24 protein-coding genes and 1 other annotated feature are annotated in these 24,083 nt (G+C 36.9%); of the genes, 8 read left to right on the top strand and 16 right to left on the bottom strand.

Annotated features, from left to right (window positions below; genetic code table 11):
* Positions 1 to 165: 165 nt before the first annotated feature.
* A complete protein-coding gene (locus tag AC3WR0_RS15490) occupies positions 166 to 498 on the top strand; it encodes a hypothetical protein (protein ID WP_492553154.1) in 333 nt (110 codons plus the stop codon).
* Between the two features lie 495 nt (positions 499 to 993).
* On the opposite strand, the gene AC3WR0_RS15485 is transcribed toward AC3WR0_RS15490, so the two are convergent.
* Entirely contained in the window at positions 994 to 1,713 is a 720-nt protein-coding gene (locus tag AC3WR0_RS15485; RefSeq protein ID WP_492553153.1) for a DUF4386 domain-containing protein, read from the bottom strand.
* Positions 1,714 to 2,123: 410 nt separating this feature from the next.
* A complete protein-coding gene (locus AC3WR0_RS15480) occupies positions 2,124 to 3,125 on the bottom strand; it encodes a DUF3231 family protein (protein WP_492553152.1) in 1,002 nt (333 codons plus the stop codon).
* Between the two features lie 126 nt (positions 3,126 to 3,251).
* Here AC3WR0_RS15480 and AC3WR0_RS15475 point away from each other — a divergent pair, with 126 nt between their 5' ends.
* The 3 genes from AC3WR0_RS15475 to AC3WR0_RS15465 all read left to right on the top strand — a co-directional run bounded on the left by AC3WR0_RS15475 (position 3,252) and on the right by AC3WR0_RS15465 (position 5,757).
* Positions 3,252 to 3,599: a hypothetical protein gene (locus AC3WR0_RS15475; protein WP_492553151.1), complete on the top strand. Its 348-nt coding sequence runs from the start codon at positions 3,252 to 3,254 to the stop codon at positions 3,597 to 3,599.
* 506 nt (positions 3,600 to 4,105) lie between these two features.
* Positions 4,106 to 4,849 (top strand): type I methionyl aminopeptidase, encoded by a 744-nt coding sequence (gene map, locus AC3WR0_RS15470; RefSeq protein ID WP_492553150.1) that lies wholly within the window; start codon positions 4,106 to 4,108, stop codon positions 4,847 to 4,849.
* 350 nt (positions 4,850 to 5,199) lie between these two features.
* Positions 5,200 to 5,757 (top strand): isochorismatase family protein, encoded by a 558-nt coding sequence (locus tag AC3WR0_RS15465; RefSeq protein WP_492553149.1) that lies wholly within the window; start codon positions 5,200 to 5,202, stop codon positions 5,755 to 5,757.
* Between the two features lie 85 nt (positions 5,758 to 5,842).
* Here AC3WR0_RS15465 and AC3WR0_RS15460 read toward each other — a convergent pair whose 3' ends face one another.
* The 4 genes from AC3WR0_RS15460 to proB all read right to left on the bottom strand — a co-directional run bounded on the left by AC3WR0_RS15460 (position 5,843) and on the right by proB (position 11,020).
* The gene (locus AC3WR0_RS15460; RefSeq protein ID WP_492553148.1) at positions 5,843 to 7,465 is read right to left on the bottom strand and encodes an ATP-binding protein; all 1,623 of its coding nucleotides are present in this window, start codon (positions 7,463 to 7,465) and stop codon (positions 5,843 to 5,845) included.
* A gap of 158 nt (positions 7,466 to 7,623) precedes the next feature.
* On the bottom strand, positions 7,624 to 8,391 hold the full coding sequence (locus tag AC3WR0_RS15455; RefSeq protein WP_492553147.1) for a 3-hydroxyacyl-CoA dehydrogenase: 768 nt from the start codon (positions 8,389 to 8,391) through the stop codon (positions 7,624 to 7,626).
* Positions 8,392 to 8,657: 266 nt separating this feature from the next.
* Positions 8,658 to 9,899, bottom strand: coding sequence for a glutamate-5-semialdehyde dehydrogenase (locus AC3WR0_RS15450; protein ID WP_492553146.1), 1,242 nt, complete (start codon positions 9,897 to 9,899; stop codon positions 8,658 to 8,660).
* Positions 9,896 to 11,020, bottom strand: a complete 1,125-nt coding sequence (gene proB, locus AC3WR0_RS15445) for a glutamate 5-kinase (RefSeq protein WP_492553145.1) — start codon at positions 11,018 to 11,020, stop codon at positions 9,896 to 9,898. The genes AC3WR0_RS15450 and proB overlap by 4 nt, the downstream gene beginning before the upstream one ends.
* 52 nt (positions 11,021 to 11,072) lie before the next feature.
* Positions 11,073 to 11,284: a binding site (T-box leader), on the bottom strand.
* A gap of 342 nt (positions 11,285 to 11,626) precedes the next feature.
* Here proB and AC3WR0_RS15440 point away from each other — a divergent pair.
* Positions 11,627 to 12,913, top strand: a complete 1,287-nt coding sequence (locus AC3WR0_RS15440) for a uracil/xanthine transporter (RefSeq protein ID WP_492553144.1) — start codon at positions 11,627 to 11,629, stop codon at positions 12,911 to 12,913.
* 893 nt (positions 12,914 to 13,806) lie between these two features.
* Here the strand turns inward: AC3WR0_RS15440 and paiA are convergent.
* From paiA to AC3WR0_RS15425, 3 genes are all read right to left on the bottom strand, one after another.
* Positions 13,807 to 14,328, bottom strand: a complete 522-nt coding sequence (gene paiA / locus AC3WR0_RS15435) for a spermidine/spermine N(1)-acetyltransferase (protein WP_492553143.1) — start codon at positions 14,326 to 14,328, stop codon at positions 13,807 to 13,809.
* Positions 14,329 to 14,354: 26 nt separating this feature from the next.
* Positions 14,355 to 14,807, bottom strand: coding sequence for a MarR family winged helix-turn-helix transcriptional regulator (locus AC3WR0_RS15430; RefSeq protein ID WP_492553217.1), 453 nt, complete (start codon positions 14,805 to 14,807; stop codon positions 14,355 to 14,357).
* Between the two features lie 804 nt (positions 14,808 to 15,611).
* Positions 15,612 to 15,998, bottom strand: coding sequence for a hypothetical protein (locus AC3WR0_RS15425; RefSeq protein WP_492553142.1), 387 nt, complete (start codon positions 15,996 to 15,998; stop codon positions 15,612 to 15,614).
* Positions 15,999 to 16,286: 288 nt separating this feature from the next.
* On the opposite strand from AC3WR0_RS15425, the gene AC3WR0_RS15420 reads away from it, so the two are divergent.
* A complete protein-coding gene (locus AC3WR0_RS15420; RefSeq protein ID WP_492553141.1) occupies positions 16,287 to 16,772 on the top strand; it encodes a DinB family protein in 486 nt (161 codons plus the stop codon).
* A 153-nt stretch (positions 16,773 to 16,925) separates the two neighbouring features.
* Here the strand turns inward: AC3WR0_RS15420 and AC3WR0_RS15415 are convergent, their stop codons facing one another.
* Positions 16,926 to 17,453, bottom strand: a complete 528-nt coding sequence (locus AC3WR0_RS15415; protein WP_492553140.1) for a YhfM domain-containing protein — start codon at positions 17,451 to 17,453, stop codon at positions 16,926 to 16,928.
* Between the two features lie 152 nt (positions 17,454 to 17,605).
* Positions 17,606 to 18,070, bottom strand: a complete 465-nt coding sequence (locus AC3WR0_RS15410; RefSeq protein ID WP_492553139.1) for a DUF5662 family protein — start codon at positions 18,068 to 18,070, stop codon at positions 17,606 to 17,608.
* Between the two features lie 557 nt (positions 18,071 to 18,627).
* Here AC3WR0_RS15410 and AC3WR0_RS15405 point away from each other — a divergent pair.
* Complete coding sequence (locus AC3WR0_RS15405; protein ID WP_492553138.1) at positions 18,628 to 18,786, top strand: hypothetical protein; 159 nt, start codon at positions 18,628 to 18,630, stop codon at positions 18,784 to 18,786.
* Positions 18,787 to 18,893: 107 nt separating this feature from the next.
* Here the strand turns inward: AC3WR0_RS15405 and AC3WR0_RS15400 are convergent, their stop codons facing one another.
* Positions 18,894 to 19,313 (bottom strand): VOC family protein, encoded by a 420-nt coding sequence (locus AC3WR0_RS15400; protein WP_027321462.1) that lies wholly within the window; start codon positions 19,311 to 19,313, stop codon positions 18,894 to 18,896.
* A 346-nt stretch (positions 19,314 to 19,659) separates the two neighbouring features.
* On the opposite strand from AC3WR0_RS15400, the gene AC3WR0_RS15395 reads away from it, so the two are divergent.
* Positions 19,660 to 19,848: a hypothetical protein gene (locus tag AC3WR0_RS15395; protein ID WP_027321461.1), complete on the top strand. Its 189-nt coding sequence runs from the start codon at positions 19,660 to 19,662 to the stop codon at positions 19,846 to 19,848.
* Positions 19,849 to 20,176: 328 nt separating this feature from the next.
* Here AC3WR0_RS15395 and AC3WR0_RS15390 read toward each other — a convergent pair whose 3' ends face one another.
* The 4 genes from AC3WR0_RS15390 to AC3WR0_RS15375 form a co-directional block, all read right to left on the bottom strand.
* Positions 20,177 to 21,961: a S9 family peptidase gene (locus tag AC3WR0_RS15390; protein WP_492553137.1), complete on the bottom strand. Its 1,785-nt coding sequence runs from the start codon at positions 21,959 to 21,961 to the stop codon at positions 20,177 to 20,179.
* A gap of 335 nt (positions 21,962 to 22,296) precedes the next feature.
* A complete protein-coding gene (locus AC3WR0_RS15385; RefSeq protein ID WP_492553136.1) occupies positions 22,297 to 22,413 on the bottom strand; it encodes a BA3454 family stress response protein in 117 nt (38 codons plus the stop codon).
* A gap of 42 nt (positions 22,414 to 22,455) precedes the next feature.
* Positions 22,456 to 23,298 carry a DUF4405 domain-containing protein gene (locus tag AC3WR0_RS15380; RefSeq protein ID WP_492553135.1) on the bottom strand — a complete coding sequence of 281 codons (843 nt, stop codon included), beginning with the start codon at positions 23,296 to 23,298 and terminating at the stop codon, positions 22,456 to 22,458.
* Positions 23,299 to 23,534: 236 nt separating this feature from the next.
* Complete coding sequence (locus AC3WR0_RS15375; protein ID WP_492553134.1) at positions 23,535 to 23,942, bottom strand: FtsB family cell division protein; 408 nt, start codon at positions 23,940 to 23,942, stop codon at positions 23,535 to 23,537.
* Positions 23,943 to 24,083 lie beyond the last annotated feature (141 nt).

Here is a 24,083-nt window from a genome sequence, read left to right as displayed (position 1 = left end):
AAAACATTTAACGCGTAGAAATAACATTGATTTTGCCTCAGTAGGTTATATAAGGAAATCCTATATAAAGGGGTGTAAAAATATTGCGATGGGGCAAATTATGTTGTGGGAATGATACAAACAAGGCTTCACATCTTCCCCATTACAATCAAAGGAGTGAACTAGATGACTCAAAATAACGAACGCAATCAATACGGTGGAAATGAAAATCAAGGTGACAACCAAGCTACTAACCAAGGTGACAACCAAGCTACTAACCAAGGTGGTAACCAAGCTACTAACCAAGGCAGCGGTGGCGCTGGTGAAGCGGTTGGAACTGTTGGCGGCGGTGCTGCGGGCGCTATGGTAGGTTCTATTTTTGGACCGCTTGGTACTGTTGCAGGAGGTCTTGCAGGCGGTGCGCTTGGTAACCAAGTTGGCGAAGAAGCTGGCGGGGATAACAATGCTGCGGCTAAGAACCGTAATGCGGGCAATCAAAGCGATTCTATGAACGAGTAGTTAAGTATCAGGGCAGGGAGGAATCTCCGCCCTCCTTTTATGTTTACGCTTTGTTAAAGAACATTTGCAGATTTTTAACTAAAGTAAAAAGACAGATTAATTATTGGTCCCTTTGTATGTCTAATTAAACTCAAGCCACCGTAACTTTAATTTTTAATAAGAATTGGTGTGTTAAATTAAAAAATGCCAATCAAAATATATCGATTAGCACTGTAATTGAGCATTAAATATCAAGTTTACGTTTAGCGATCAATGTTACTATTTTAAGATCGTTATGTGAAAAGTAAGCGCTCTGTTTCGTATCTATAATAGAAATGATCTCCATATCCTCTTCAGCTCAAGTCAAAAAACAGTCTCATTCTACCAAATATTTCAAACTCTATTTTCACATAGTACAGGAATGAGGCACTTTTAGTCAATAAGAAAAGGAATTGCCGACTGCAATCCCGTGTAGGAAAGATTCCTTTACATAATTTAAGAAACTTACAAATTGGTTTAATGATTAAAATTTTTTTTATGAAGTTGCCTATTTTGTATGAGAGCAAATCCCAGTATGATCATCCAAAAAAGCCAAAGTGTGCTGCCGATTGGAGCCGCCCACCCGATAACAAGGAAACTGGGGATGACAGTGGCAAATAGTTCTGTTTGTCCGAAAAGATAAATAGCGGAGGCAATAATTCCGAACCCATTGATGACTGGATGCATTGTTTTGGATTTGATGAAATGGAAACAAACAGTCAAAGTCCATATAATCGTGAACAATTGTCCCAAATGCTCTCCAAGAATGACTCCACCATATTGATGAACCACAAGGAATAAAAGGGAAATGGTTTCCTTGGATATATGGGAATGATTAGCGTAATAATCAGCCATAATTGGAATGACAAATACCCACCTTAATAATCCTATGATCTGTGTTATTCCTCCAATGATCATAAAATATGTTGCAACTCTTACATTTTGATATTCCTCACCGATGATTCTTCTTAAATAAATGACAGCCCCAAAAATGGGAAGTCCAGCAAGTGAAAACACCCACCAAACGAAGATCAATAGTGTTCCTCCATTATGAAAACTGGTTAATATATTATCTACCGGCTTTCTTAAAATAGCGGGGTAATCAAATATAAATGTAAGGGTAATGTAAGGAATAAAGAGCAACAAAGATCCAAGAATAAATAACAGACCGGCTTGACGGTGTAAATTTTGGTTCATTGAATAACTTCCTTCCCAGATGTTTATCCAACAAATAGCTCACTCAATATTTTAAGACTACTAATCGAGTTGTATTGGCTAAAGACTAAAATCACATTCAGAATTGACTCAATTATCCATTCATTAAGCACCCATTGATTATTGTTAGTTCTTCTGCTTTAAGGGAAGTAATAAAATTAATTTATGGATTTCTTTCAAACAATTTATTAAATGTTTAATTGCTTTATTACAGAAAATGAACATTTCTATCTAGTTCTATGTCATTTTAGAAATTTTATTATTGAGTTTACCTGCCCCGTGCCCAAAAAGAAAAAAAGAGCTGCTGCCGCAACTCCTTTATTTGACATATTTTTTTCAACAACAAAGTTAAACTAAAAAGCGTAATGACAGTCTTCCCTTTGAATTTATATTTACTGTCTATTTTTTAATGCATCCCTATCAACGTTTTGTGGGGGTTGTTCAATCCACCCTTTTTCAATCATAAATTTTATTCCATCGTTTGAATATTGCAGGATTTCAGCCATCAACCTGGTATAATGACCTCCTAAATCCATTCTCATACTTCCTGCAATTGAGGCCCCATATGCAGTAACACTAATCATATTCAACTGAATGGTGTGATACATCATTAGTTTGTCAGAAAAAGGAGAGTCAGTGGATTTAGAAACGGTGGAATCCCAGGTGCTAGGTAAAGGCATTCCATCATTTAACAAAATTTCTCTAAATACGGTTTCCTGCTTTTCAGCTATCTGTGAGCCCCTATCCATGTAATCTCTTACTTCTGGTAATTGTGCGATCTGGGCAAACCCTATAAGGAATGTTCTACCAATAGAATTTGTTTCTGAATTTTTACAAATATGGGAAAGTTCTATTGCCGTTAAGGGACGATGTTTACCCAATAAACCAGATAAGAATGATTCATTCTGCAGATATTCTGTTTTCTCCATTGGAGGCATAGTTGGAGAACGAATGTACGCCCCCTTTTTCAAAAGAAGTTCCGTGGCATCATTATAAAGATCTAAAAATTTCTGTGTAACCTCGGTAAAATATTGTCTTACATCTTCCCTCGCCAAAAGTTCCAGCATAGCTGCAGCAGAAGATACTCCAAAAGCAGCCATATATTTAATATACCTTAGAGTGAACAGGTCTGAATAAATCCGGGAAACTTTCAGATTTATGTCTTCATCTGTAAAGCCAACAGGAATAGCGTGGTGGTCATTTTCAAATATCGTCCTTGCCCCGCTAACAACAAACTCGCAAGTGTTAAGAGTGTTTTGTATTAGTTGAAAATTATCCTCATCTTCGTTAACGGCAGCAAAATGCTTAATAATACTGTTTGCCATTGTGTTTTGCATATATGCGTTCCACAAAGCAGCTACTTCGGATGCTGTCATGGCGGGATGATGGTTCATTGGTTCTCACACCTTTGTTTTTTATCTTTATTATTAGTAAAGAGTGAAGTTATATTCCTGAAAAATATGTCTGCAATCCGTAATTGAGAATAAAATGTATTAGTACATGGCTCTAATAGTTCCTAATTGATCGTTTTGAACCAAGAGATAGTATTTAATGGTAAACCAATTAAAGCTGTTTTTGCTGCATCTGACGGCATATGGTCGTTATCTTTTGCAGTTAAAAATAGAAAAAGATATGTAGGTTCTATTAGAAACCTTTATTTGACTGTACCTACAAACATAGGAATAAACCGTTTTTATTTTTTTTCAATGAATAATGATGGTGTAGGAGATATATGGACAAATGGTACGATTTATTTTTTCTTAAAGCATATTTTCAAACAAGGCGGAATTAGAGATGAGTGGGTATCTGAAGAAAAAATAAGACCACTTGCAAAGCTATCAGTTACTCCAAATATGTTTCCTTTTTAAATAAGGTCAGCATCCATAGTGAGAAAGAGCCGATGGCAAAAACAATTCTAAAAGCTCTATTTATTAAAAGTAAACATCGGTTATTCCACTTTACAGGGCTTTAATACATCATACCTAAATGATGTAGTAATCCTCTTACTTCCTTATCTATTTGGACTACTTTTGGTTTCCCCATCCTCTCAAAATTCCGTATCCGATTTTTGAATAACCGTATCAGTTCCGATTGCAAAAGTCTTTGCGGAATGGATATCAGAAGTGAACCAAAACCCAATCGTTTTGATATATTGTCACTTAAGTTTTGTACGACGATATATTTATTAAACTCATCAAATTTCCTTATTGAACCATGATAAACGAATATGCATACCCTCCTTTTTTAGGTTTCCCATTTTCTTTGGATTCATTTATCGAAGAATGTTTCTAGGAAAGTGTAAAAATTGGATTTTCATTCTAAAAAGGGATAATCTAATAAAATAAATTCAAATGATATTGGAAGGGAATTAATCATGATAGCTAAGACAGAAGAAGATTTTAACGGATTAAAAGAAATTGGAAGAATTGTTTCCTTGATTCGCGAGGAATTAAAACAAAGGACAGTTCCCGGTATTACAACAAAGGAACTGGATGAAATAGCCGGTAAGCTTTTTGAACAGCATGGTGCGATTTCTGCCCCGATGGGAGAATACAATTTCCCTGGATACACCTGTATTAGTGTCAATGAAGAAGTGGCACACGGTATTCCAGGCAGCCGTGTGATAAATGAAGGCGATATAGTAAATGTGGATGTTTCAGGCTCCAAAAATGGTTATTTTGCCGACACTGGCATTTCTTTTGTGGTTGGTAAAGGAGATCCCATTTTAACAAAAGTTTGCGAGACTGCTGTTGAAGCCTTTGAAGCAGGTTTAAAAAAAGCGAAGCCCGGTTCTAAGAAAAGCGGACTTGGCAAAGCAGTGGTTGCTACTGCAAGGAAAAATGGGCTAACTGTTATCATGAATCTTACTGGGCATGGAATTGGACGGACCATACATGAGGCACCTGATCATATCTATAATTTTAATGAAACTTGGGATGACGAGCTCCTAAAAGAAGGAATGGTTATCGCTTTTGAACCATTCATATCAACCCGTGAAGAGGAAGTTTTTCAATACGAAGATGATGAATGGACTTACGTTACTGAAAACAGCTTTGTAGCCCAATGTGAACACACCATAATCCTTACAAAAAATGGTCCGATTATTATTACTTTATAGTTTTTAAAAGGCCCCTTTTTATTGACTATAATACACAATAAAGATGCTGCTTCGGCAGCGTCTTTTTAATTTCTTTTTTTTCTGCCCGCTCTCTTCTCTGTAAGTTAGATCCCGTTTAAAATTTCCATTTTTAAATATAGCTGTTGATCCTGTTCTGGAATGGTAATATTTACTCTCGCTGATGCTAATACAATTTCAGGGTAGAGCAAAAAAACTGGATTGCCCGCAGGACTTTGTGATTTAATTGCGAATACCTTTTATTAGAACATTTAAAGGGGGCGGTTTTTATGAAAATTACTTTACCTAAGCGGTGGCCAGGTTCTTCATTCTAAAGTAAAGGAGTTTTTTTATTGAACCAAGCGTTATTAATTATTGATGCTCAACAAGAATTGATTGAAGGTAATAAGACTGAGCAAAGTGTATTCAAAAAAGATGAACTTCTTAACAATATTAATACTGTTTTAGGAAAAGCTATAGAGTTGGGTCACTTGGTAGTATTCGTACGCGACCTGGATGTTGCGGTGGGCAAAGGCATGGGATTTGAAATTCATCAAGAGATCAAAGTTCCCTCTTCTGCTAAAATATTTGATAAAAAAGCCACGAATTCCTTCTATGGGACACCATTATTAGAGGAACTTAAAAAGAACCAAGTTGAACATCTAGTTATAATGGGTTGCAAAACAGAGCACTGCATTGATACGGCTGTAAGGGCTGCGACCGTAAGTGGATTTGATGTTACACTTGTGGAAGACGGACATTCAACAACTAGTACCACCATACTATCAGATGAACAAATTATTGGTCACCATAACAAAGTCCTTCATGGCCATTACAATGTCGACCATTTTTCAATGGTGAGAAAGACCGAAGAGGACTTATTCCAGCCTCTTCATGACAATTATAGATAACATTAAAATTGGCATAGTGTAATACAAAAAAGACCAGGGGAATATAATTTTCCTGGTCTTTTTGTTGTATGAATGAAGTAAATTCTTAATGCACTAATGGAAAGGTAATCTCCACGAGTGTCCCTTCATTCAGCTTACTTTGATAATGTATCTTCCCTTTGTGTTGTTTAATAATTTTATGGCAGATCATTAATCCCAGCCCAGTTCCCTTTTCCTTCAAGGTATAAAAAGGTTCCCCCAAGCGAGGCAGTAACTCTTCCGGGATGCCGCACCCCTCGTCCTGGATACGAAGGACACAGTGACCTTCTGACTCTTTTCTTAATTGAATTTGAATTTTCCCGCCATCCTTCATTGCCTCCATGGCATTCTTGATAATATTAAGGAAAACCTGTCTTATTTGATTTTTTTCACAATTAATAAAAAAATGGTTTTTTTCATAATTCGTTACGAATTGAATATCGTTCAAACGGGCTTGAGGAAATAGTAATTCGACGGTACTTTCAATTAATTCCCGTAAATTTCCACGGCTCATTTTTATAGCCTGCGGTTTTCCTAAGGAAAGCATTTCACTTGTAATCGTTTCAATTCGTTCCAGCTCACTAAGGATTAAATCACTAAATTGAAATGAACTATTTTCATCTTTATATATTTGAACAAATCCTTTTATTGTCGTAAGAGGGTTTCGTATTTCATGTGCAATTCCTGCAGCGAGCTCTCCAACAATGGATAGTTTCTCAGATTGCAAGAGTATTTCTTCTGACTTTTTTCGTTCAGATATATCCCTGCTAATGATAACGATATGCTCTATGGAATTGTCTAAACCCGTTACGGGCATGCAGCGTGATTCAAACTCCAGCCAATACCCCGCTTTGTGCTGAAAACGAAATTCCATCGAAAGTGACTCATTATTATCAAATATCTGTTGAATGGTATTACGAAAGATTTCGACATCATCAGGATGGATTAACCGGCATAACTCTACGCCTTTAATTTCAGATCCTTTATATCCTAATACCGCCTCATGAGATGGAGAATAATAACTTATGGACTTCTCCTTATCCATAACCATTATAAGATCAGATGTATTCTCCGCTATAAGCCTGTACTTTGATTCACTGTCTGCCAATGTCTTCTCCATTTTCTTTTTCAAAACGATTGTTCTATGCAGCTTTGCATAGGACTCAATGAGTAATCCGCCAGTAATTACCCCCAGCATAATAAACAATAGATATTTCAGGTGAAAGATAGGATTATCCCTAAAAACGTGGAAAATGATAGGGACGGTAATAACATAAATAAATATATAGGAAACTAAAAATATGATACTTTTTCTTAGTGGTCTATAGTTTGATATATATTTATTGATTAATGTAAAAGAGATCATGATAATAATCCATCCCACAATAGCCGGCAGCCAATTTTCACTTTCCATCAATCTTGTTATCAGGGCGATACTGCCGGTAATTAGCCCTGCAGATGGCCCAAGGAAAGCAAAAACTAAAATAAGAATGGCGTAGCGTATATCATATGAATAACCTTCCTCCTGAATGGATAATCGTACAAGAATAGCGGAGACAATTCCAGCATATAACCCGGCCCAAAGACGCCAATGTTTTATCGGATTATAATGAAGGTACGAACGAATCACTAATGGTGTACTAACCATCAAGGAGAAAATAGAGAGATTAAAAATGTAGTCTAAAAGCATCGGTTTACTCCTAGTTGAAATGATAGTTTTCAAAATATGATAGTTTTAGAATATATCACTATTATCATCTTTACTATATAAATTTAATTTTTAAAATAATATTTTCTCACTATATAAAAAGAAAATGACGTGCTGTAAACACGTCATTTTTCTAATCATTATTTAGGTTGCATTCTGATGGCTCCATCCAGGCGGATGGTTTCTCCGTTCAGCATCGGATTTTCTACAATGGATTGAACAAGCTGAGCGTACTCTTCTGGAAAACCAAGCCGTGATGGGAATGGAACCATTTTACCGAGTGCCGCTCTCGCCTCCTCCGGTAAAGATTCAAACATGGGTGTATGGAAAAGGCCGGGCGCGATCGTCATGACCCGTACTCCATACCTTGCAAATTCACGTGCAAGCGGCATCGTTAACCCAACAACACCACCTTTAGAGGCACTGTATGCTGCCTGGCCAATCTGTCCTTCAAATGCCGCAACTGAAGCCGTATTAATTATGACTCCTCTTTCACCTGTAGGATTTTCGATGTTCTCAATCATTTTTTCAGCTGCAAGACGGCAGACATTAAAGGTACCAATCAGGTTAACGGAAATGACCTTAGTGAAAAGGTTGAGGCTGTGAGGCCCTTTTTTTCCAAGAACCTTTTCAGCAATACCGATACCGGCACAGTTCACAACTGTATTAATCGCACCCAGCCTGCTCACTGCTGCTTCAAGTGCTGCCACAACATCATCTTCCTTCGTTACGTCTGTCTTAACAAAGGAAACAGCAGCGCCAAGTTCCTCGACAAGCGCACCACCGAGCTCCTCTGAAAGATCTAAAATAACTGCCTGTCCTCCATTTTTTACAATCCTTCTTACAGTTGCTCCCCCTAGACCAGAAGCTCCGCCTGTGACAATCGCTTTACATTCTTGAACATTCATCTATTTATCCCTCCCACCCATATGTCTGCAATTTTTATGCCAAGGAAATTACAGAGTGCCGGGACTCTAGGATGTATGCTGGCTGGACAGTTTGTATAAAACGCGGCCAGAAAATGAACATTTTATTACCAGGTGAGCATTTATCATTATTTTAATTCGAGCATCCCATAGCTTAAGGAAAAATGATTGGCCATTTAACCAAATCCAATGATTCGTCTTTGGCTCAAAGATCACTGCATGTGTCTTACCCACCATAAATCCCATTTTTAAGAGCGTATTTGTCCTGTTCCGCGCACAACCGCTTTTGTGGTAGTGATTGCCCGAACGCCCATTGGTCCGCGTGCATGCAGCTTTTGCGTACTGATCCCGATTTCTGCCCCATATCCGAATTGCTCTCCGTCTGTGAAACGAGTTGAGGCATTATGGTACACCACTGCTGCATCAACAGCCTGCAAAAATAAATCGACATTTTGACCGGTTTCACTTATGATAGCCTCTGAATGTTTTGTGCCGTATTTGTCAATATGTTCAATCGCTTCTTTCACGCCGTTTACAAGTTTAACAGCTAAAATGGTCGTCAAATACTCCATATGCCAATCTTCCTCTGTGGCTTGTTTTACAAATGAATAAGTGGAAGATAATGTTTCGTCGCCGCGTAACTCAACCCCTTTTTCTGAAAGAGCATGCAATAGTTTTGAAGCATAAGGCCAGTTCTTATTTATAAGGAGCGTCTCAGCCGCATTACAAACTGAGGGACGATGTGTTTTGGCGTTGATCACAATATCAATGGCCATTTTCTCCAATGCGGTTTCATCAACATATACATGGCAATTACCAACTCCTGTTTCAAGGACCGGCACAGTTGCATTTTGAATAATTGTTTGAATTAAGCCTGCCCCGCCACGCGGAATAAGCACATCAATATATCCATTTAGTTTAAACATTTCTGAAGCTGTTTCTCGGCTCGTATCTTCTAAGAGTTGAATGGCATCAGACGGGATGGCAGTTCCCTTAAGCGCTTCGCCCATTACCTGGACAAGTGCCTTATTGGAATGAAGTGCAGAGGCGCTTCCTCTTAAAAGAACCGAATTGCCTGCCTTCAAACATAGACTTGCCGCATCTACCGTTACATTGGGACGTGCTTCATAGACCATTCCAATTACACCGAGAGGGACTCTTATGGTTTGGATGTGCAAACCATTCGGTCTTTCCCACGCTTCAATTGTTTCACCAATCGGATCCTCCAATGTGACTACCTGGTGAAGACCATCCACTATTTGCCCAATTCTTTCTTCTGTTAAGAGTAATCGATCCAAAAAGGCAGGAGACAAGCCGTTTTCTTTTCCTAATTGAATGTCTATGGCATTCTCTCTTAAAATAAAGTCTTTTTTAGTTAGAATATGATCAGCCATTTTAGCTAAAGCTTTATTCTTTTCCTCTGTTGTCAGCATTCCTAATGTTTTAACTGTATGCTTTAATTTCTTTGCTTTTATAAGTAACTCATTCATATTAAAGTCCTCTCCTTTGACATTGTTACCCAGTTGTCTCGATGGATAACTTCTGCTCTTCGATTAATGGAATAAGTTTGGGCTTGATCGCTAGGAAGACCTTTTACTTTTTGCAAATCCTCAGAGGAATAATAAATTTGCCCCCTGCCGACAATCTTCCCTTTTTGATTGTGGACCACTACCACATCCAGGGCCTTAAACACACCAGTTACTTTGGTAATTCCAACAGGAAGAAGACTTTTGCCTTTTTGAACAACGGCTTTTTCCGCTCCTTCGTCAATCTCAATGATGCCAGAAACATGAGAGTGATGGGCAATCCATTGCTTTTTCATTTGCATTTGAGTTTGGAAGGATCCGCCGATGTAAGTTCCATCACCTTTACCCTTTAAAATGTCAACTAGCTTCTCCTTGCCTTCTCCCTTGCCAACAAAAACTTTAACTCCGAGGGATAGTGCTCTTTTTGCAGCCAACAGCTTTGACTTCATCCCGCCCGTTCCGACTGAAGAACCGCTTTCGCCTGCAACACCTAAAAGTTCATCTGTAATGTCAGAAATAAAATGAAACTTTTTAGCTTCTTTCAATACTTTCGGATTGCCATCATAGAGTCCATTTATATCAGTGAGAATAATGAGCGCGTTCGCATGCAAAAACCCGCTGACGAGGGCGGAAAGCATGTCATTGTCCCCAAAGGTTAACTCCTCGATTGAAACGGAGTCATTTTCATTAATTATCGGCAAGACTCCCCTCTCAAGCAGCTCTGTCATGGCAGAATAAAGGTTGCGAAACCGTTCTTCGCTGTAAAAGTCTTCACGTGTTAACAGCATTTGCGCAGGTACAATACGAAAGTCTTTAAAAAGGGAAATATAAGCTTGCATTAAAAGGCCTTGACCAACTGCTGCTGCTGCCTGTTTTCCAGCTACTGTTTGCGGACGGGCCGGGTAACCAAGCGATCCAAATCCGGCTGCTACAGCCCCGGAAGAAATGAGAATCAATTCATGTCCCTGCTGCTTTAAAAAGGCAATAGCTTCAATATGCTCGCGCATTTTTTTCTCAGATAAGGTCCCTGAATCAGTGGTAAGGGAACTGCTTCCTATTTTCACAACAATTCGCTGTTTTTTCATCTCGTTCGTACCTTTCTATATAAAATAAAAAACGACTCTTCTGTCCTTAACTAAAAAGGACGGAAAAATCGTTCCGCGGTACCACCTTCATTGATGCCAAAGCATCCACTCTACTCCCGTAACGAGGGAAAACGGTTTATGTTTGCATAAACAGCTTAATAGGGCAGGTTCAATCTTCTTCGCATGAGGAACCTTCCAGCCCGTGGGTTCCACTCTCTATCATGTTCCCTAGATTTACTAATCCCTTACCATTATCAATTTTATCATTTCTGAAATTATGATTCGAAAAAGGCATCTTGTCAAGATGAAGATTTCCCTAGAAAGATATCTTCTTTCCTCTTTTCCTACATCATTATATGAATAATAGATGATGGTCTAATACCAAATAACAGATATTTCTCTTATTGAGAACCTTCCCCATATGCAAAAAAAGCCAGAAACAATGAAATCTGGAATTAAAAATTATTTATGGCACTAAACAAGTGTGTTGGATTCGGATTCTCTTGTTTTTCTTAAGGATGTATATTTTGTATACTGATAATAATAAAGTGTTGAAGATATACAAGCCTTTGTTAAGTTTGCAGTTAGAAAAGGGAGTTTATGGTCATGAAACAAAATGTTTTCGTTTTATTAGGGGGATTTCAGTGGCTTTTCTTTATGTTTGCCAATACTGTTGTCATCCCTATATCTATAGGAACTGCCTTCAATCTGGATGGTTCGGAAATTGTTACCGCCCTTCAACAATCCTTTATTTTGACTGGAGTGGCTTGCGTTTTACAAGGCTGGATTGGACATCGGCTTTCCATTATGGAAGGTCAATCGGGATTGTGGTGGGGAGTCATCCTAAATATAGCAGCCATGGCTGATACGTTACATTTAAATGTGGCGGTCATAGGGGGAAGTATAGCGGTTGGTTCCATTCTATCAGGTCTCTTAGTATCTCTGTTAGGCCTATTTGGTCTGGCTGGTTTATTGAAAAAGTGGTTCACACCTATTGTTATGTTTGTTTTCTTGTTGCTTCTAGCCAATCAGTTAATTTTCACATTCCTAAAAGGGATGTTAGGGTTAAATACTGGAAATCATATCAATTTAGGCATTGCATGTTTTTCCATTCTCCTTGCAGCTTTTACGATTATCGTAAATATAAAAGGAAAGGGAATCCTAAGCAATTTAGCCCTATTAATAGGAATGACTATTGGCTGGCTTGCCTCAACATGGTTGTTTCCAGCAGAATTGACGGCTACCTTTACACCACACGCGCATCTTACCTGGTTTCCTTTGGGAGCTCCGACTTTTATAGGGGGAATTGTATTTACGGTGGTTATTACAGGATTATTAAATACCTCCAATACTATTGCAACCTTGAAGGGCGTAGAAAACATTTATCAAAAGGAAACTTCAACTAAACAGTATAAGTTCTCCCTCATTCTATCTGGAGCACTCACATCTATCTCAGGCTTTTTTGGACTTGTTCCTTATGCGCCATATGCTTCATCATTAGGTTTCTTACAATCTACGGGGATTCGAGAACGATTACCGTTTTTCCTTGGTTCGGTTATGTTCATTGTTTTAGGGATAGTTCCTCAGTTTATCTCATTTTTTTCAACCATACCCCAACAAGTTGGGAACACTATCTTATTTGTTGCCTATTGCCAATTGTTTCTTTCTGCTTTAAGAAATATTGAAGGCTTGCGTTTTACACCAAAAACTGGATACCGAATCGCTATTCCGTCTTTACTTGGCATGGCGATTATGAATATGCCTAAAGAAGCGTTCGCTACCATTCCCGCACTGATCCAACCACTTTTGTCCAATGGTTTGTTAGTAGGTATTTTGGTCGCCCTGCTTATGGAACTTATGTCTTGGTCAAGTAAAAGATTTTCGAACAACTAATTCTAGCTTTTAAAGAGAGTTACAGTAGGGAATGGAATGTGTGTATCAGTCCAAAGACATACTAACAAGGATTATTTATACACTAAGTGAGGAAAGTTCCCAGATCATGAATTGATGAACTGGGCGTTCTTCCCTTTTTTAAAAACATTTCATGGTATTTGAAAAAGATAATTCTCTAAGTTAGGAATCTATCAGGTTAACTACTTTTAATAAACTCTTCTAACGTCTGAGTGTATATCTCTGGTTGTTGGGAATGAACTAAATGAGCAGCGAACGGAATCACGGAGATATGTATTTGCCTATTTAATTCTGAGGATAAAACAGCTCTTTTGCTTCGATTTTATTTCCTTCGCTTACCATAATAAGTGTCAGCAATTCCATCTAATCTGCACCGTTAGTCTAACAAGGAAAAGGGCTGCCGTAGCAACCCAATCTTGTAACCCTGTCTTCATTACTTTAGAAAAATCAGATTACATTATATACCCACATTAACCAAATAAGAGAATAAACCTATTAAACAAATAACAATTCCGATGGATAATAGGGAAATCATATATTTATTTTTATAGAGATAAAATACCGTAAATATAACACTAAGAAATAAAAGTATCGAGGTCGATAATATATCTTTAGCCAAATAAATGTAATTTAGAACACCCAATACAACTAAAAGTAAAGGCCAAAAATTAATGAAAAGTTCCAATTTGTATCCCTCCCTATTATTTCCCTGATAATAACATTTTTATCCAACTTTGGTTTATAATTACTCCTCCAAACTGTCACGTTAGTGGAACAACAAAAAAAGCTTTACTCCTTATTGGTGTAAAGCACCCGATACTTTAGTCAATCTTAAAAGAACTGTGAATATACAGTTCCCTCCTTTAATTTTTGTATCAGTGAGCGAGTGTTTTAGTCATTATCAAGTCTATCTGTTCTTCATCCCCCATATAAAAAGAGTGGGCACCTGTTTGAACAAACCCCAATTTATGATAAAAGGCAATCGCATTTTCATTTTTTTCCCATACGCCGAGCCAGATTTTCTTTTTATTACGTACCTTTGCAATTTCCATCGCTTTTTTTAACAGATATTTACCAAGCCCAAGTTTTTGAAATTTGTTTTTTATATAAATCCTTTCGATTTCAAGGGATTCATCACTCATATCTTCAGACTGTGCATCATTGGTATTGACCTTTAAATAACCAGCAACTTCATTATTAAAATAAACAAAAAAGAATTCCGAAGAAATATTGGATAATTCTTTTTCTAATTGTTTTAAGTTAAATGCTCTATCCAAATAGGCGTTCATATTTTCGGGTGAGTTTTGATTCTTAAATGTGTCATTAAATGTCTCATAACTTATTTCTTGTAGTGTATGTAAATCTTCACTTGTGCACCTTTTTATATTTATAGTCATTTTTATATGTCTCTCCCTATATAAAATCAATAATTCCTCTTGTTTCCCTTTTTGACAAATTCCCAGTCTATCTCGATATTTTTTCTAACTCTTTGGAGAAAATTAAAAAGGGTTTCTACTTCTGTTTCGGAAAATCCAGCTAATGCAACTACGTTGGAATGTTCATTTTCTTGTTTTATAAAAGGATAAATCTTTTTCCCTTTCTCTGTTGGAAAGAGCTTTTTTATTTTTTTGTTTTGTTGATCTTCTTTCCTTTCAATAAAACCATTCATTACAAGTTTTTTTATGGCACGAGCTGCCGTTGTTCGGTCTACTTTTATCATTTCAGCTAACTTTTCCTGAATAATTCCATGGTTTTCACATATTCGCACAACGTACAAATATTGTCCTTTTGTAAGGTCATATTCTTTAAATTCTATATTGCTTATAGAATCTAATGCCCTGGAAATCATTCCAATTTCACGTAGAATTTCGTTCATCAATGCAACTCCATCATTTTGTTGGGATTTAAAATAATAAATATATATTATAATAATTTTGTTGTATTTGCAACAAAACAAAGAGAAATGTTTTTCTTTCCAATCCCCTTTATTACGGTAATTACAATCGTTCAAAAGCTATAATGCTAACAAAGCCATCCTTTTCATAACTGGACTAATGGACCAACTTAGAAAACCAACCACCATTGAAAATATGAAACAGCGATTTCTTTATATTTAATCGAGTCCTGATTGTCATACTATATTTGCCCTTTTTGATGGAAAAGTGCCAAGATGGATAGGCTTAGTTAAGGGGTTTTATTAAACTGTCCCGGTAGCTCAAGATGAAAAAAGATGCTGCTGTCATAGCAACATCTTGTTCATCTCCTCTACTATGTCTCCCAATAAAAAACAGATTGATGGTTCTACCTATAACCCTTTAAACAAGCCATACAGAATGGCTGATATTCCAAAACAGAAATAGTAGATCATTGATTTCCTGGATCTTTTATAATAATCCTCTTCTTTCACCCAGGCTTCTTTCCTTTTATGATAATAAAGTGCTAATTTTATAAGTTCAAAAGCTGTCAAGATAGTGAAAATGATAAAGAGTACAAGGCTGAGGATTCTCAATATTGGTATTAAATTTAAATTTAAAATTAAATTTTCCATTTTATCCTGATCTCCCAATCTAAAAACTTATAAAAAAGTAGTTCACTTTTATTCTATTAAATTCCTTCTTCACCTTTTGCTCGCATTAGTTGACAAATTTTTTTCTCGGAAAAGAATTGGTCATTTATCATTTTATTCTCTGTATCCAAATCCAATTAAACGATGTGATGCTATATCTGCATAAACTGCAACCCCGCCTAATGATGGATTATCGTTCGAAGGAAAATCCACAAGATAAACTTCTTTTCCTATATATGTTTTGTCTTTAATGTTTCCCATTGTCTTCCTAAGTGTTATTTTCTGAACACTTGCATCCTTCCAAGTTCCTACTATATGCTCTTTTTCCTTTTTTGTAAGTTGGATCCAAACAGCCTCCCTGACTTCTAATGACTGTGTTTCATTACTATTTGCTTTCTTTACATTTTGCTCTTTTCTTGCGTTTGACGCTTGCTGTTGGCACCCATTTAGCACAAAAGATAGAAGAATGGACGATAAAATAATTAGAGTAAACTTTTTCACACGATTTTCACCTCAATTTTTGTATTTTTTCAGTCCCGCATGTAAAAATTCTTTTTTATGATTGCTCATTATGTATCCCCTATAAGTAATCAAGATTCCATCCTATTCTATATCTATTAATGCGATTCCTCTCCCCGACATCTGCCCCATTAGCTCTACAAAAAAGTGGGGTAATCCTTCTTGAATCAACGCAATGTATAACTTAATATGAAGCCTACAATTTAAAGGATTATTTACAAATGATAAGAATATAAGTAATAAAAGTCAGAAAAATGGGAGAGTGATAACTTGATTCATGATATAAAGGAATATGTAAGATATTTAGATGGTATTCATAAACGAACGATGCAATATGTGAAAGCAATACCTAATGAACTCTTAGATTGGAAGCCTTCTGAAGATAAATTTTCTACAGGAGATTTATTGAGACATATAGCATCCTCTCGATTGATGTTTCTTGGTGTATTTGAAAATGGAACGTGGACATACACAGGACATGACACTGGTAAGGGTGCTTCACTTGAGGATATTTCTAATTATATAGAGGCATGTCAGATTAAACTAACAGAGGGTCTTTTAAAAATTGGCAATGATGTATTAACAAAAAAGGTTTTAACCCTTCATGGTCATGAAGTTAGTGTGTGGAGAATACTAATGGCAATTCCAGAACATGAAATCCATCATCGCGGACAAATCTCTACATATTTACAAATGAATGAAATTAATCCACCTCAAATTTTTGGATTAAAAATTGAGCAAGTTAAAAAGTTATAATGTTATGAAAGAGCTTTGGAAGGCAGAGGATCTCTAAAGCTTTAATTTTCTGCTTCTTCTACTAAACAGACCCATTAGAAAAGCTGCATGAATGACAGCTCCACTCTTAATCACTTGCCCCCTCCATTAATTTAAGTGAATCATTTTATGTTATTATTTTTTAATAAGCGTTTTTTGGGGGTTAAAAATAAAATAATAAAGTATAAAGCAAAATAATAATAAACCTAAACCAACATACATCATTTTTTCCTGAAGGTGTCCTTCTGAATTCCCTTTTGTTAAAATTTGAAGTAATATCGCTGATTGTTTTTTTGTTAATTGAGCATATTGATTCTCACCTCGAACAATCACCAATCTGTTTTTATCAGGAGTAATCCAAACTCGGTGTAATACTGCATCTGCTTGAATTCTAGGGTCTTTAGATTGGAAACTAAAACGATAGTCAGGCGGTTGAAGGGTATCTCTTTTTGCGTATACCCATTTCGTTTCGTTTAAAATTTCTCTAACATTAAGAACTTCTTTTCTATCTGTAATTTTTCTAACTTCTTCAAAATTACTTTCCTTACCTACACGCTTTTGAACTTCAATGTATTGGTCATCGGGATTTACTCCGTTTGAACATCCTGTTAGGATTAGTAAGAGAACAGAAAAAAAACCAACTAATAATTTTCGTATCTGCAACCTATTCCCCTCTTTTGTCAATTTGACATTTGTTCTTTCTGATCTTCCTATATAAGAAAAAAGCCCCCGTTATTGGCAGTAGGTTCAGTTGTTCTTGCCACCATTAGCTTAAAATACTAAAAAGCATGACTCTCTCTATTTAATAAAGGATGTCAGCTAATCTTATCTTCTAGTCTTTTCTTCTCTAAGATAATCTCAAGTTCCTTTTTCGTATCAGGATGTAAGATAATCTTATCACTCAGGTCCAGCGTTGAAGGTTTGCCCTTCTTTCCCCACTTTCTTGAAAAAGAACGCCAATCACAAACCATTTCAAGTAAATATTTTCTTGGCATTGGTAAGGCTTTCTTATTATTTGGATCAATAACCCAATATTCCCAATGGTGTTTATTTTTATGTTGATGATGAAGCCAGGCATACTTCCATCTTAATTCATCATCTTCACTTTGTTGTTTACCTGAAAAAAATTTCTTAGCGTAAGGGAAAAATTCTTTAGGAGAAAACTTTGATAAATCGTGGATAATCCCTTGAATGTATAAACCTTCTTGCCAGCATTCAACAAGAACATTCATTTTATGATTAATTATGTAGAGTATATTCCTCCAACAAGCCTTCAACATAATATCCCACATCCAATTCAATAATTTTAATTCATATTCTCCTTGGATGCTTAAAATCCCTTGTTGTTAATAAAAAGGACATTTTATCTGATCGTTTTTGGCTAAAGGCTTTATAGCTAGGTAGCATAGCGCTCTTCAACCTGCTTCTTTATTTTAATAAGAAAAATTTTATCTTTCTTGTGTATTTTAATAGCTCATTTCCTTATTCACCTCTTACGCTCGTTAATGAACAATATTTTCGCGGAAAAATTAAGTATTTTATCATTTTTTCTCTTTACCTAAATCCATCAAACCCGCCCAATAAACATTCCCACTAGAAATGTTATAAATCCACAATATTGATGCACTCAAAATAGAAAATAACTTAAAAATCTTGGAAACCATTAGATCGAGCCTCTCAAAAAAGGGATTTCCGTTTTACTCTTATTCCTTTGAAATAAGAAAATTCCTTTGTCTCCTTTAGTTTAAAAATATCGATGCGGTGTAAAATTTTGCAACAAATCATTTATGGATAATGGGTTAAAATAAGAAAAAAGAGAACTAGGAAGGTGCAGCCCATGAGTAAACAAGAGTTTTTAAAAAAAGCAGTGAGAAATATGGATAGGGATGTAGAATACGATCCTAATTCTGACAAGGATGCTAAAAAATCTGATGGGGTTAAAGAAACTGGTCCTACTAATTTTAACAATGTCGATACTGAAGGAAGGTTTAATTAACATCCTTTAGAACCGAAACTGACTTGTTAGTGGAAAAAGAAACAAGGGGTGCGGCAGCAACCCCTTGTTCAACTCAAGCACATTAGTTAAGAAATGGTGAATCGATTTTATCCCCGCGGCATTTTGCTTATATCCATATACAACGCGTTCCACCGATGACCGTCCGGATCGGCAAAACCGCAGCCATACATCCAGCCACCCTTTTCGCCCGGCTTGCTGAATACAGTGCCCCCGGCACGTTCCACTTTCATGGCAAGCTCATCAACTTCTTCTCTGGAGTTCGCACCCAGAGAGAATAACACTTCAGTACCCTGCCAAGAATCCGCAACCGCATTACCAGCAAAACCGCGGAACGATGATACCGGGAATAGCATCAAAACAACCTGATTGTCGCCGACAATAAAACTTAATGAACCGTCTTGGCTCGCATACTTCTCATTCAACCGAAAACCGGGCAGCTGCGTATAAAACGCCTTTGCCCGTTCTGGTTCTTGAACTGGAAGGTTCAACCATAAGTCTCTCGACATACCTAATAACCTCCTGATATTGAGATGCTTTGAAAACTAATCCTTACATATATTCAATTGTTATGCTTATCTTTCCTTCTTGTTTGGTAATCTTCAACCATGCTGTCCTGTTCGTGCTAATTCCCCATTCCCCCAACTAAAACAAATGGCAATTTTTGCAGCTAAATTATATTTTGCACGCAAAAAATACCGAACCCACATTTATATAAAAGGAAAATCAACTCCTTAATGAATTCTTTCTCTCCAAAAGCAAATAACCATTCAACAGAATTTAAAAGTCAGAACATAAATATCTCCCTTTAAGCGAAATATAGTGAGAAGGCATTTTGTTTTTTGGGGGTGCAGCATGAAAAAAGTCATTTGCAAGAATAATGAAGATATTGAATTCGAATTCAACGTTGGTGAGGAATACGAGGTCGAGAGAGAATTGGATACCACCTACATTGTCCTAAATAAACAAGGAAATAAGCATACTGTTTTTAAAACTCATTTTGAGCCTGTTGAGGAAACTGAGAATAACGGTCTAAATAGTTAAACCACTAAAAGGAACTTTATAAAACCTGTTTGGACCGGGCTGTAAAACTTCCAATTGGGCCCGGTTTTCCCACCCAAGCTTTTTTTTATAACCTCCTCAATAAAAGAACAATAGATGCGGCCGCAATAACCTCTTAACTATTAACCCTCATGCTCTACCTATCAGCGTCGCCACCAAGAGTGAACCCCTATTACCTAATAGTGTACTTACGCCATATGACAAATGCTCTAATAAACGAACTTGCTAAGTAAACAAAAAATAGGACTTTCCATTCTGAAAGTCCCCTTTGATATGATTGCTTTTCTGTGTGAAAGGACATCATAACGAGTCACTTACCTATATACTTTTTGAGGAATAGTACCATTTCTGTGTTGGCTGTAACCTTATTATTAAGCTTTTCGAAATTATGGCCCTCGTCCTCGAAGCGAATAAATTCAACCGGGTGATTTCGTTTCCTTAATTTATTGACCAGTTGCTCAGCTTCTTTTATAGGAACGCGCGGGTCGTTTTCCCCATGGAGAACCAATAGTGGAGAAGTGATTTTATCTGTATTATTCAATGGATCAATTCTATCAAAAAATTCTCCGTCTCTTTCTATTGTGCCATATTCAGCTTCCCTGTGTTTCTGACGCCAAGGACTTGTTGTTTTGAGGAATGTTCTAATGCTCGAAATGCCAACAATATCAATGGCGGCTGACCAATACTTTGGATAATGGGAAATGGCAGCAAGAACCATAAACCCTCCATAGCTGCCTCCTATAATCGAAACTTTTTCGAAATCGATATTCCGATTCACCTTTAGCCATTCAACTAAATAAACCAAATCCTTTACAGCGTCCATTCTTTTTCGGCCATCATCAAGATGGGAGTACGTTTTTCCGTAACCTGTACTGCCCCGAAAGTTTGGAGTACAAACTGCATAACCTATGTTTAATAAGTATTGCAGGAATGGGTGATAAATAGCACGGCTTTGGCTCTCAGGTCCACCGTGAATATAAAGGACAACAGGCAGTTTCTTTGTGGGGTTTTTTGGCTGATAGTAAAAAGCAGGAATAGGGAGTTTGTCGAAAGAAGGAAAGGTGATTCGTTCCGGCTCAATCAATTTCTCCTTTAAAGCTGGAGAACGGGATACATAAGTAAGCCTCTCTGCCTGAATAGTTTCAAGATCAAGTTCCCATATATCAGGTGGAAAAGCTGGCCCATTAAATACATAGGCTAGTGTTTGATTATCAAGTGAAAATTTCAGTTCGGATATGACCCCTAATGGTGTCTTCCAGGTATAAAGGTAACTTGTCTTTAAGTCTAAGATTACCCCCTTGGAAACTCCTCCCTCATTGATCGTAAAACCCAGCTTAGTTTTATCCTTATTCATTTCCAGCCCTTCAAAATCCCACTCTCCGCGTTCCAGCCAAACGAAATGTTTAGTCTGTAAGTTAATAAGACCAAGCCCAAAGAATTCTCTGTCTTTATTGGATAATAAATAAATATGATCTCCATCCTTATTAAAATGGGCACTTTTAAAACTTGCTTCACCAGCATGTTCGGTGATCCAATTCAGAACTCCTGTTGAAAGATCCAGCATACCTAAATTATTATCCAGAGCTGTATTTGTTTTTTGAATCAACAGGGACTTTCCGTCGGGAGACCATCTAACTACTGAAAGCATCCCATGATCACTGTACACAAGATGAATTTCCTTCGTCTCGAGATTTTGGATATAGATATCTAAATATGCTGGATTCTGGCGATTGCTGGACCAGGCAATCCACTTTCCATCCGGTGAGCTCCCGCCGTAAAGATGAACATGTTCTGGTGACTTCGTTAAATCGATTAGCGTACTGTCTCCCTTTAGTAAATATAATTGCTGCTTTTCATTTCCTCCTGCATCCTTCCCGATAATGAGGTTAGAGGTACCGCTGATATATTTAGCCATGTTGATTTTATCCTTTGTAAAAGATAATTGGGCGGGCCAATCATCCCCTCGGTCGAGTTCCCATACCTGTGGTAAACCAGTATAGTCGGCAATAAAGCTCAGCTTGTTACTAACCGGACAATATTCTGGACTTTTTACAGTACGCACATGTAAATAAGGTTCCAAACTAATTGTAGCCATACAATCCCCCTTCAGTGAGAAGTAACAATGGTTTTCTACGAATGAGAACCAATTGAAAGGTCAAATGAAATAAGACGAGATAAAACTCTCCCATCCATTTTATTTAACAGTAGTGGAATTATGACAAAGTTAAAAAGGCGATGCTTTAATGAAAGCATCACCCCTAAAAATTTTTTATTTTCTTTGAACGTTCTTGTTGTTAACTTCTAGGATCCGCTCCCTTTCCGCGGAAAACTGACAAGCATCCTCGTTCCTCACTGCGAAGTCATAACATCCAGTTTTTTGCAAAGGTAATTTAATTTTTAAGTGAATCTTAGATTAATTTTGCCATTGTTTCAAAACCTGGTCTTTGGCATAAGATAAATTTCATCTTCAGTTTGGTTTTTGTCAGCTATTACGTTGGTTTGATAGATTTTACCCTGATGGGTTACATAGATGGTATACTTGTACAATTTTCTCTTTCTCCTTTCAAACTTTCACGATTAGTTTTTACTCTATAAGTTATATGTTACTTTTAGTTGTACTCCTTTAGATTTTCGCTTTTTCTTTAAAAGACGTTTTTCCAGGAAAAAAGCAGGGATTATAATTGCGGCCCATATGGCAAAATAGTTCAGGACTACAAGAAATGGATTACTGCTGCCCCCATGCCCGTCTTTGCCGTGAAATTTACCATCACGCATATCTCCATTTGGAGGTCCTTGTTGTGCATTCGTTGAATTCCCTGTATTTCCTGTGGTTGCAATATTATTAGCCTGCCCGCTTTGCTGCATTTGCTTAGGCATGAAATCAGCCATGTTAGTGGAAGAAGATGAGGCAAACCATTGAATACCGCCCCCCAAAATAGCGAGTGACAGGACAACTGAGGCAATAACACCGTTCCTAAGTTTTCCTTCCTTCGTTTTAAACGCTTTTTTGCAAATACTCAAAATCCATTGCCAATGTGCTGCAATATGAAGACCCACTAACCCGAGTGTGGCATCTGCGGAGAAACCATGGATACCGCGAATTGAGTGACCGCCTTGAATGGCGAGACTTGGTAAAACGACCCTTGAAATTAAAATGCCCGTTATAATAACACTTGCCATTGAACCTAAAAGCAGTAAATTTAACGAAAAATTAAATCGAGTTTTTTTAGGAAGGTTAGGATCCATGATCTTTTTGGCTGTATTGATTACCCAGCGGAAGTTTAATCCTATGTGTGTTAGAATAGCGACTCCTATTACCAGTCCAGCAATTTCATGAAACGGCAGACCGTTTAATACCCTTGGTTCCATAAGCAAAACAAATGTGACTGCCATCATCATATCCAGTACGATTTTTGTATAATTCTTTTTCAAATTAATTCCCCCAATTAAATGTTAACCTTAACTGTTTCCCGGTTTATTGGAGGAATCTTAAGATAACCTTAACTTGTAAAAATTAATTTTTGGGTTTTTTACCTTTTCTCTTGTTTAAATGATGTAAAGTCCTTCAAAGACTCCTGAAACTAAAAAACAATTCGAATATGGATGTTAAAAGGGCAGCTAATTAGCTGCCCTTGTTGTCCTTTACCCATTTGGTTTCGTTCTTTTTATTATGGAATTTTCGTCTTCTTTTCGGTATCAAGATGAAATAGAATTTCTCCTTTTTTGGACAAAAAATAGTCCCTTCTTGCAATTTGAGCTATGTAGTTGGGGTTCTTTAATCGTGTAATTTCAAGACGAAGCCCTCTCCCGTCTTTTTTCATAGATGCTAACTTATGTTCCAAACGATCCCTCTCTGCCTTTTTTTTCTCTAGGATGGATTGTACAGAAAACTCTTGGTACAGCATCCAACTAAATGTGATGACAGCAATCAAGCCAAATAAAGTCAATCTTCTGCGAAGCTGCCGTTTTCTAATCGGAAGGTTTTTTTTCATCGGAGTCTCTGTTATTAACGAGGGATGTACTGCTTGATTGTTGAATTGTCTTTGTTGGGCAAGTCTAGTCCTTTCTGATAGCATGTTGTTCTCCTTTTTAATGTTTGATTAGAAACTCTTTTGCTATCGATAGATACCCTTTCTGCAGACACCTGAATCATATTTTTGATAAAAAGTCTGAAGAACTTCATAATGGACTGATACAGTCTGTTCGAAAATCTTGGT

The organism is Neobacillus sp. FW104-15D2 (genome assembly GCF_058790155.1).
Note: the sequence above shows the minus strand (reverse complement) of the source record. Positions and strands in the feature narration are given on the sequence as shown.

What these genes read in the sequence shown, in the direction of transcription:
- AC3WR0_RS15460 (WP_492553148.1), bottom strand. Translation starts at nt 7,465, where the DNA reads ATGCTTTTAGACTACATTTTTAATCTCTCTATTTTCTCCTTGATGGTT.
- AC3WR0_RS15375 (WP_492553134.1), bottom strand. Translation starts at nt 23,942, where the DNA reads ATGCTATCAGAAAGGACTAGACTTGCCCAACAAAGACAATTCAACAAT.
- AC3WR0_RS15480 (WP_492553152.1), bottom strand. Translation starts at nt 3,125, where the DNA reads ATGAACCATCATCCCGCCATGACAGCATCCGAAGTAGCTGCTTTGTGG.
- proB (WP_492553145.1), bottom strand. Translation starts at nt 11,020, where the DNA reads ATGAAAAAACAGCGAATTGTTGTGAAAATAGGAAGCAGTTCCCTTACC.
- AC3WR0_RS15490 (WP_492553154.1), top strand. Translation starts at nt 166, where the DNA reads ATGACTCAAAATAACGAACGCAATCAATACGGTGGAAATGAAAATCAA.
- AC3WR0_RS15450 (WP_492553146.1), bottom strand. Translation starts at nt 9,899, where the DNA reads ATGAATGAGTTACTTATAAAAGCAAAGAAATTAAAGCATACAGTTAAA.
- AC3WR0_RS15405 (WP_492553138.1), top strand. Translation starts at nt 18,628, where the DNA reads ATGAGTAAACAAGAGTTTTTAAAAAAAGCAGTGAGAAATATGGATAGG.
- map (WP_492553150.1), top strand. Translation starts at nt 4,106, where the DNA reads ATGATAGCTAAGACAGAAGAAGATTTTAACGGATTAAAAGAAATTGGA.
- AC3WR0_RS15400 (WP_027321462.1), bottom strand. Translation starts at nt 19,313, where the DNA reads ATGTCGAGAGACTTATGGTTGAACCTTCCAGTTCAAGAACCAGAACGG.
- AC3WR0_RS15410 (WP_492553139.1), bottom strand. Translation starts at nt 18,070, where the DNA reads ATGTTGAAGGCTTGTTGGAGGAATATACTCTACATAATTAATCATAAA.
- AC3WR0_RS15440 (WP_492553144.1), top strand. Translation starts at nt 11,627, where the DNA reads ATGAAACAAAATGTTTTCGTTTTATTAGGGGGATTTCAGTGGCTTTTC.
- AC3WR0_RS15395 (WP_027321461.1), top strand. Translation starts at nt 19,660, where the DNA reads ATGAAAAAAGTCATTTGCAAGAATAATGAAGATATTGAATTCGAATTC.
- AC3WR0_RS15455 (WP_492553147.1), bottom strand. Translation starts at nt 8,391, where the DNA reads ATGAATGTTCAAGAATGTAAAGCGATTGTCACAGGCGGAGCTTCTGGT.
- paiA (WP_492553143.1), bottom strand. Translation starts at nt 14,328, where the DNA reads ATGACTATAAATATAAAAAGGTGCACAAGTGAAGATTTACATACACTA.
- AC3WR0_RS15390 (WP_492553137.1), bottom strand. Translation starts at nt 21,961, where the DNA reads ATGGCTACAATTAGTTTGGAACCTTATTTACATGTGCGTACTGTAAAA.
- AC3WR0_RS15485 (WP_492553153.1), bottom strand. Translation starts at nt 1,713, where the DNA reads ATGAACCAAAATTTACACCGTCAAGCCGGTCTGTTATTTATTCTTGGA.
- AC3WR0_RS15430 (WP_492553217.1), bottom strand. Translation starts at nt 14,807, where the DNA reads ATGAACGAAATTCTACGTGAAATTGGAATGATTTCCAGGGCATTAGAT.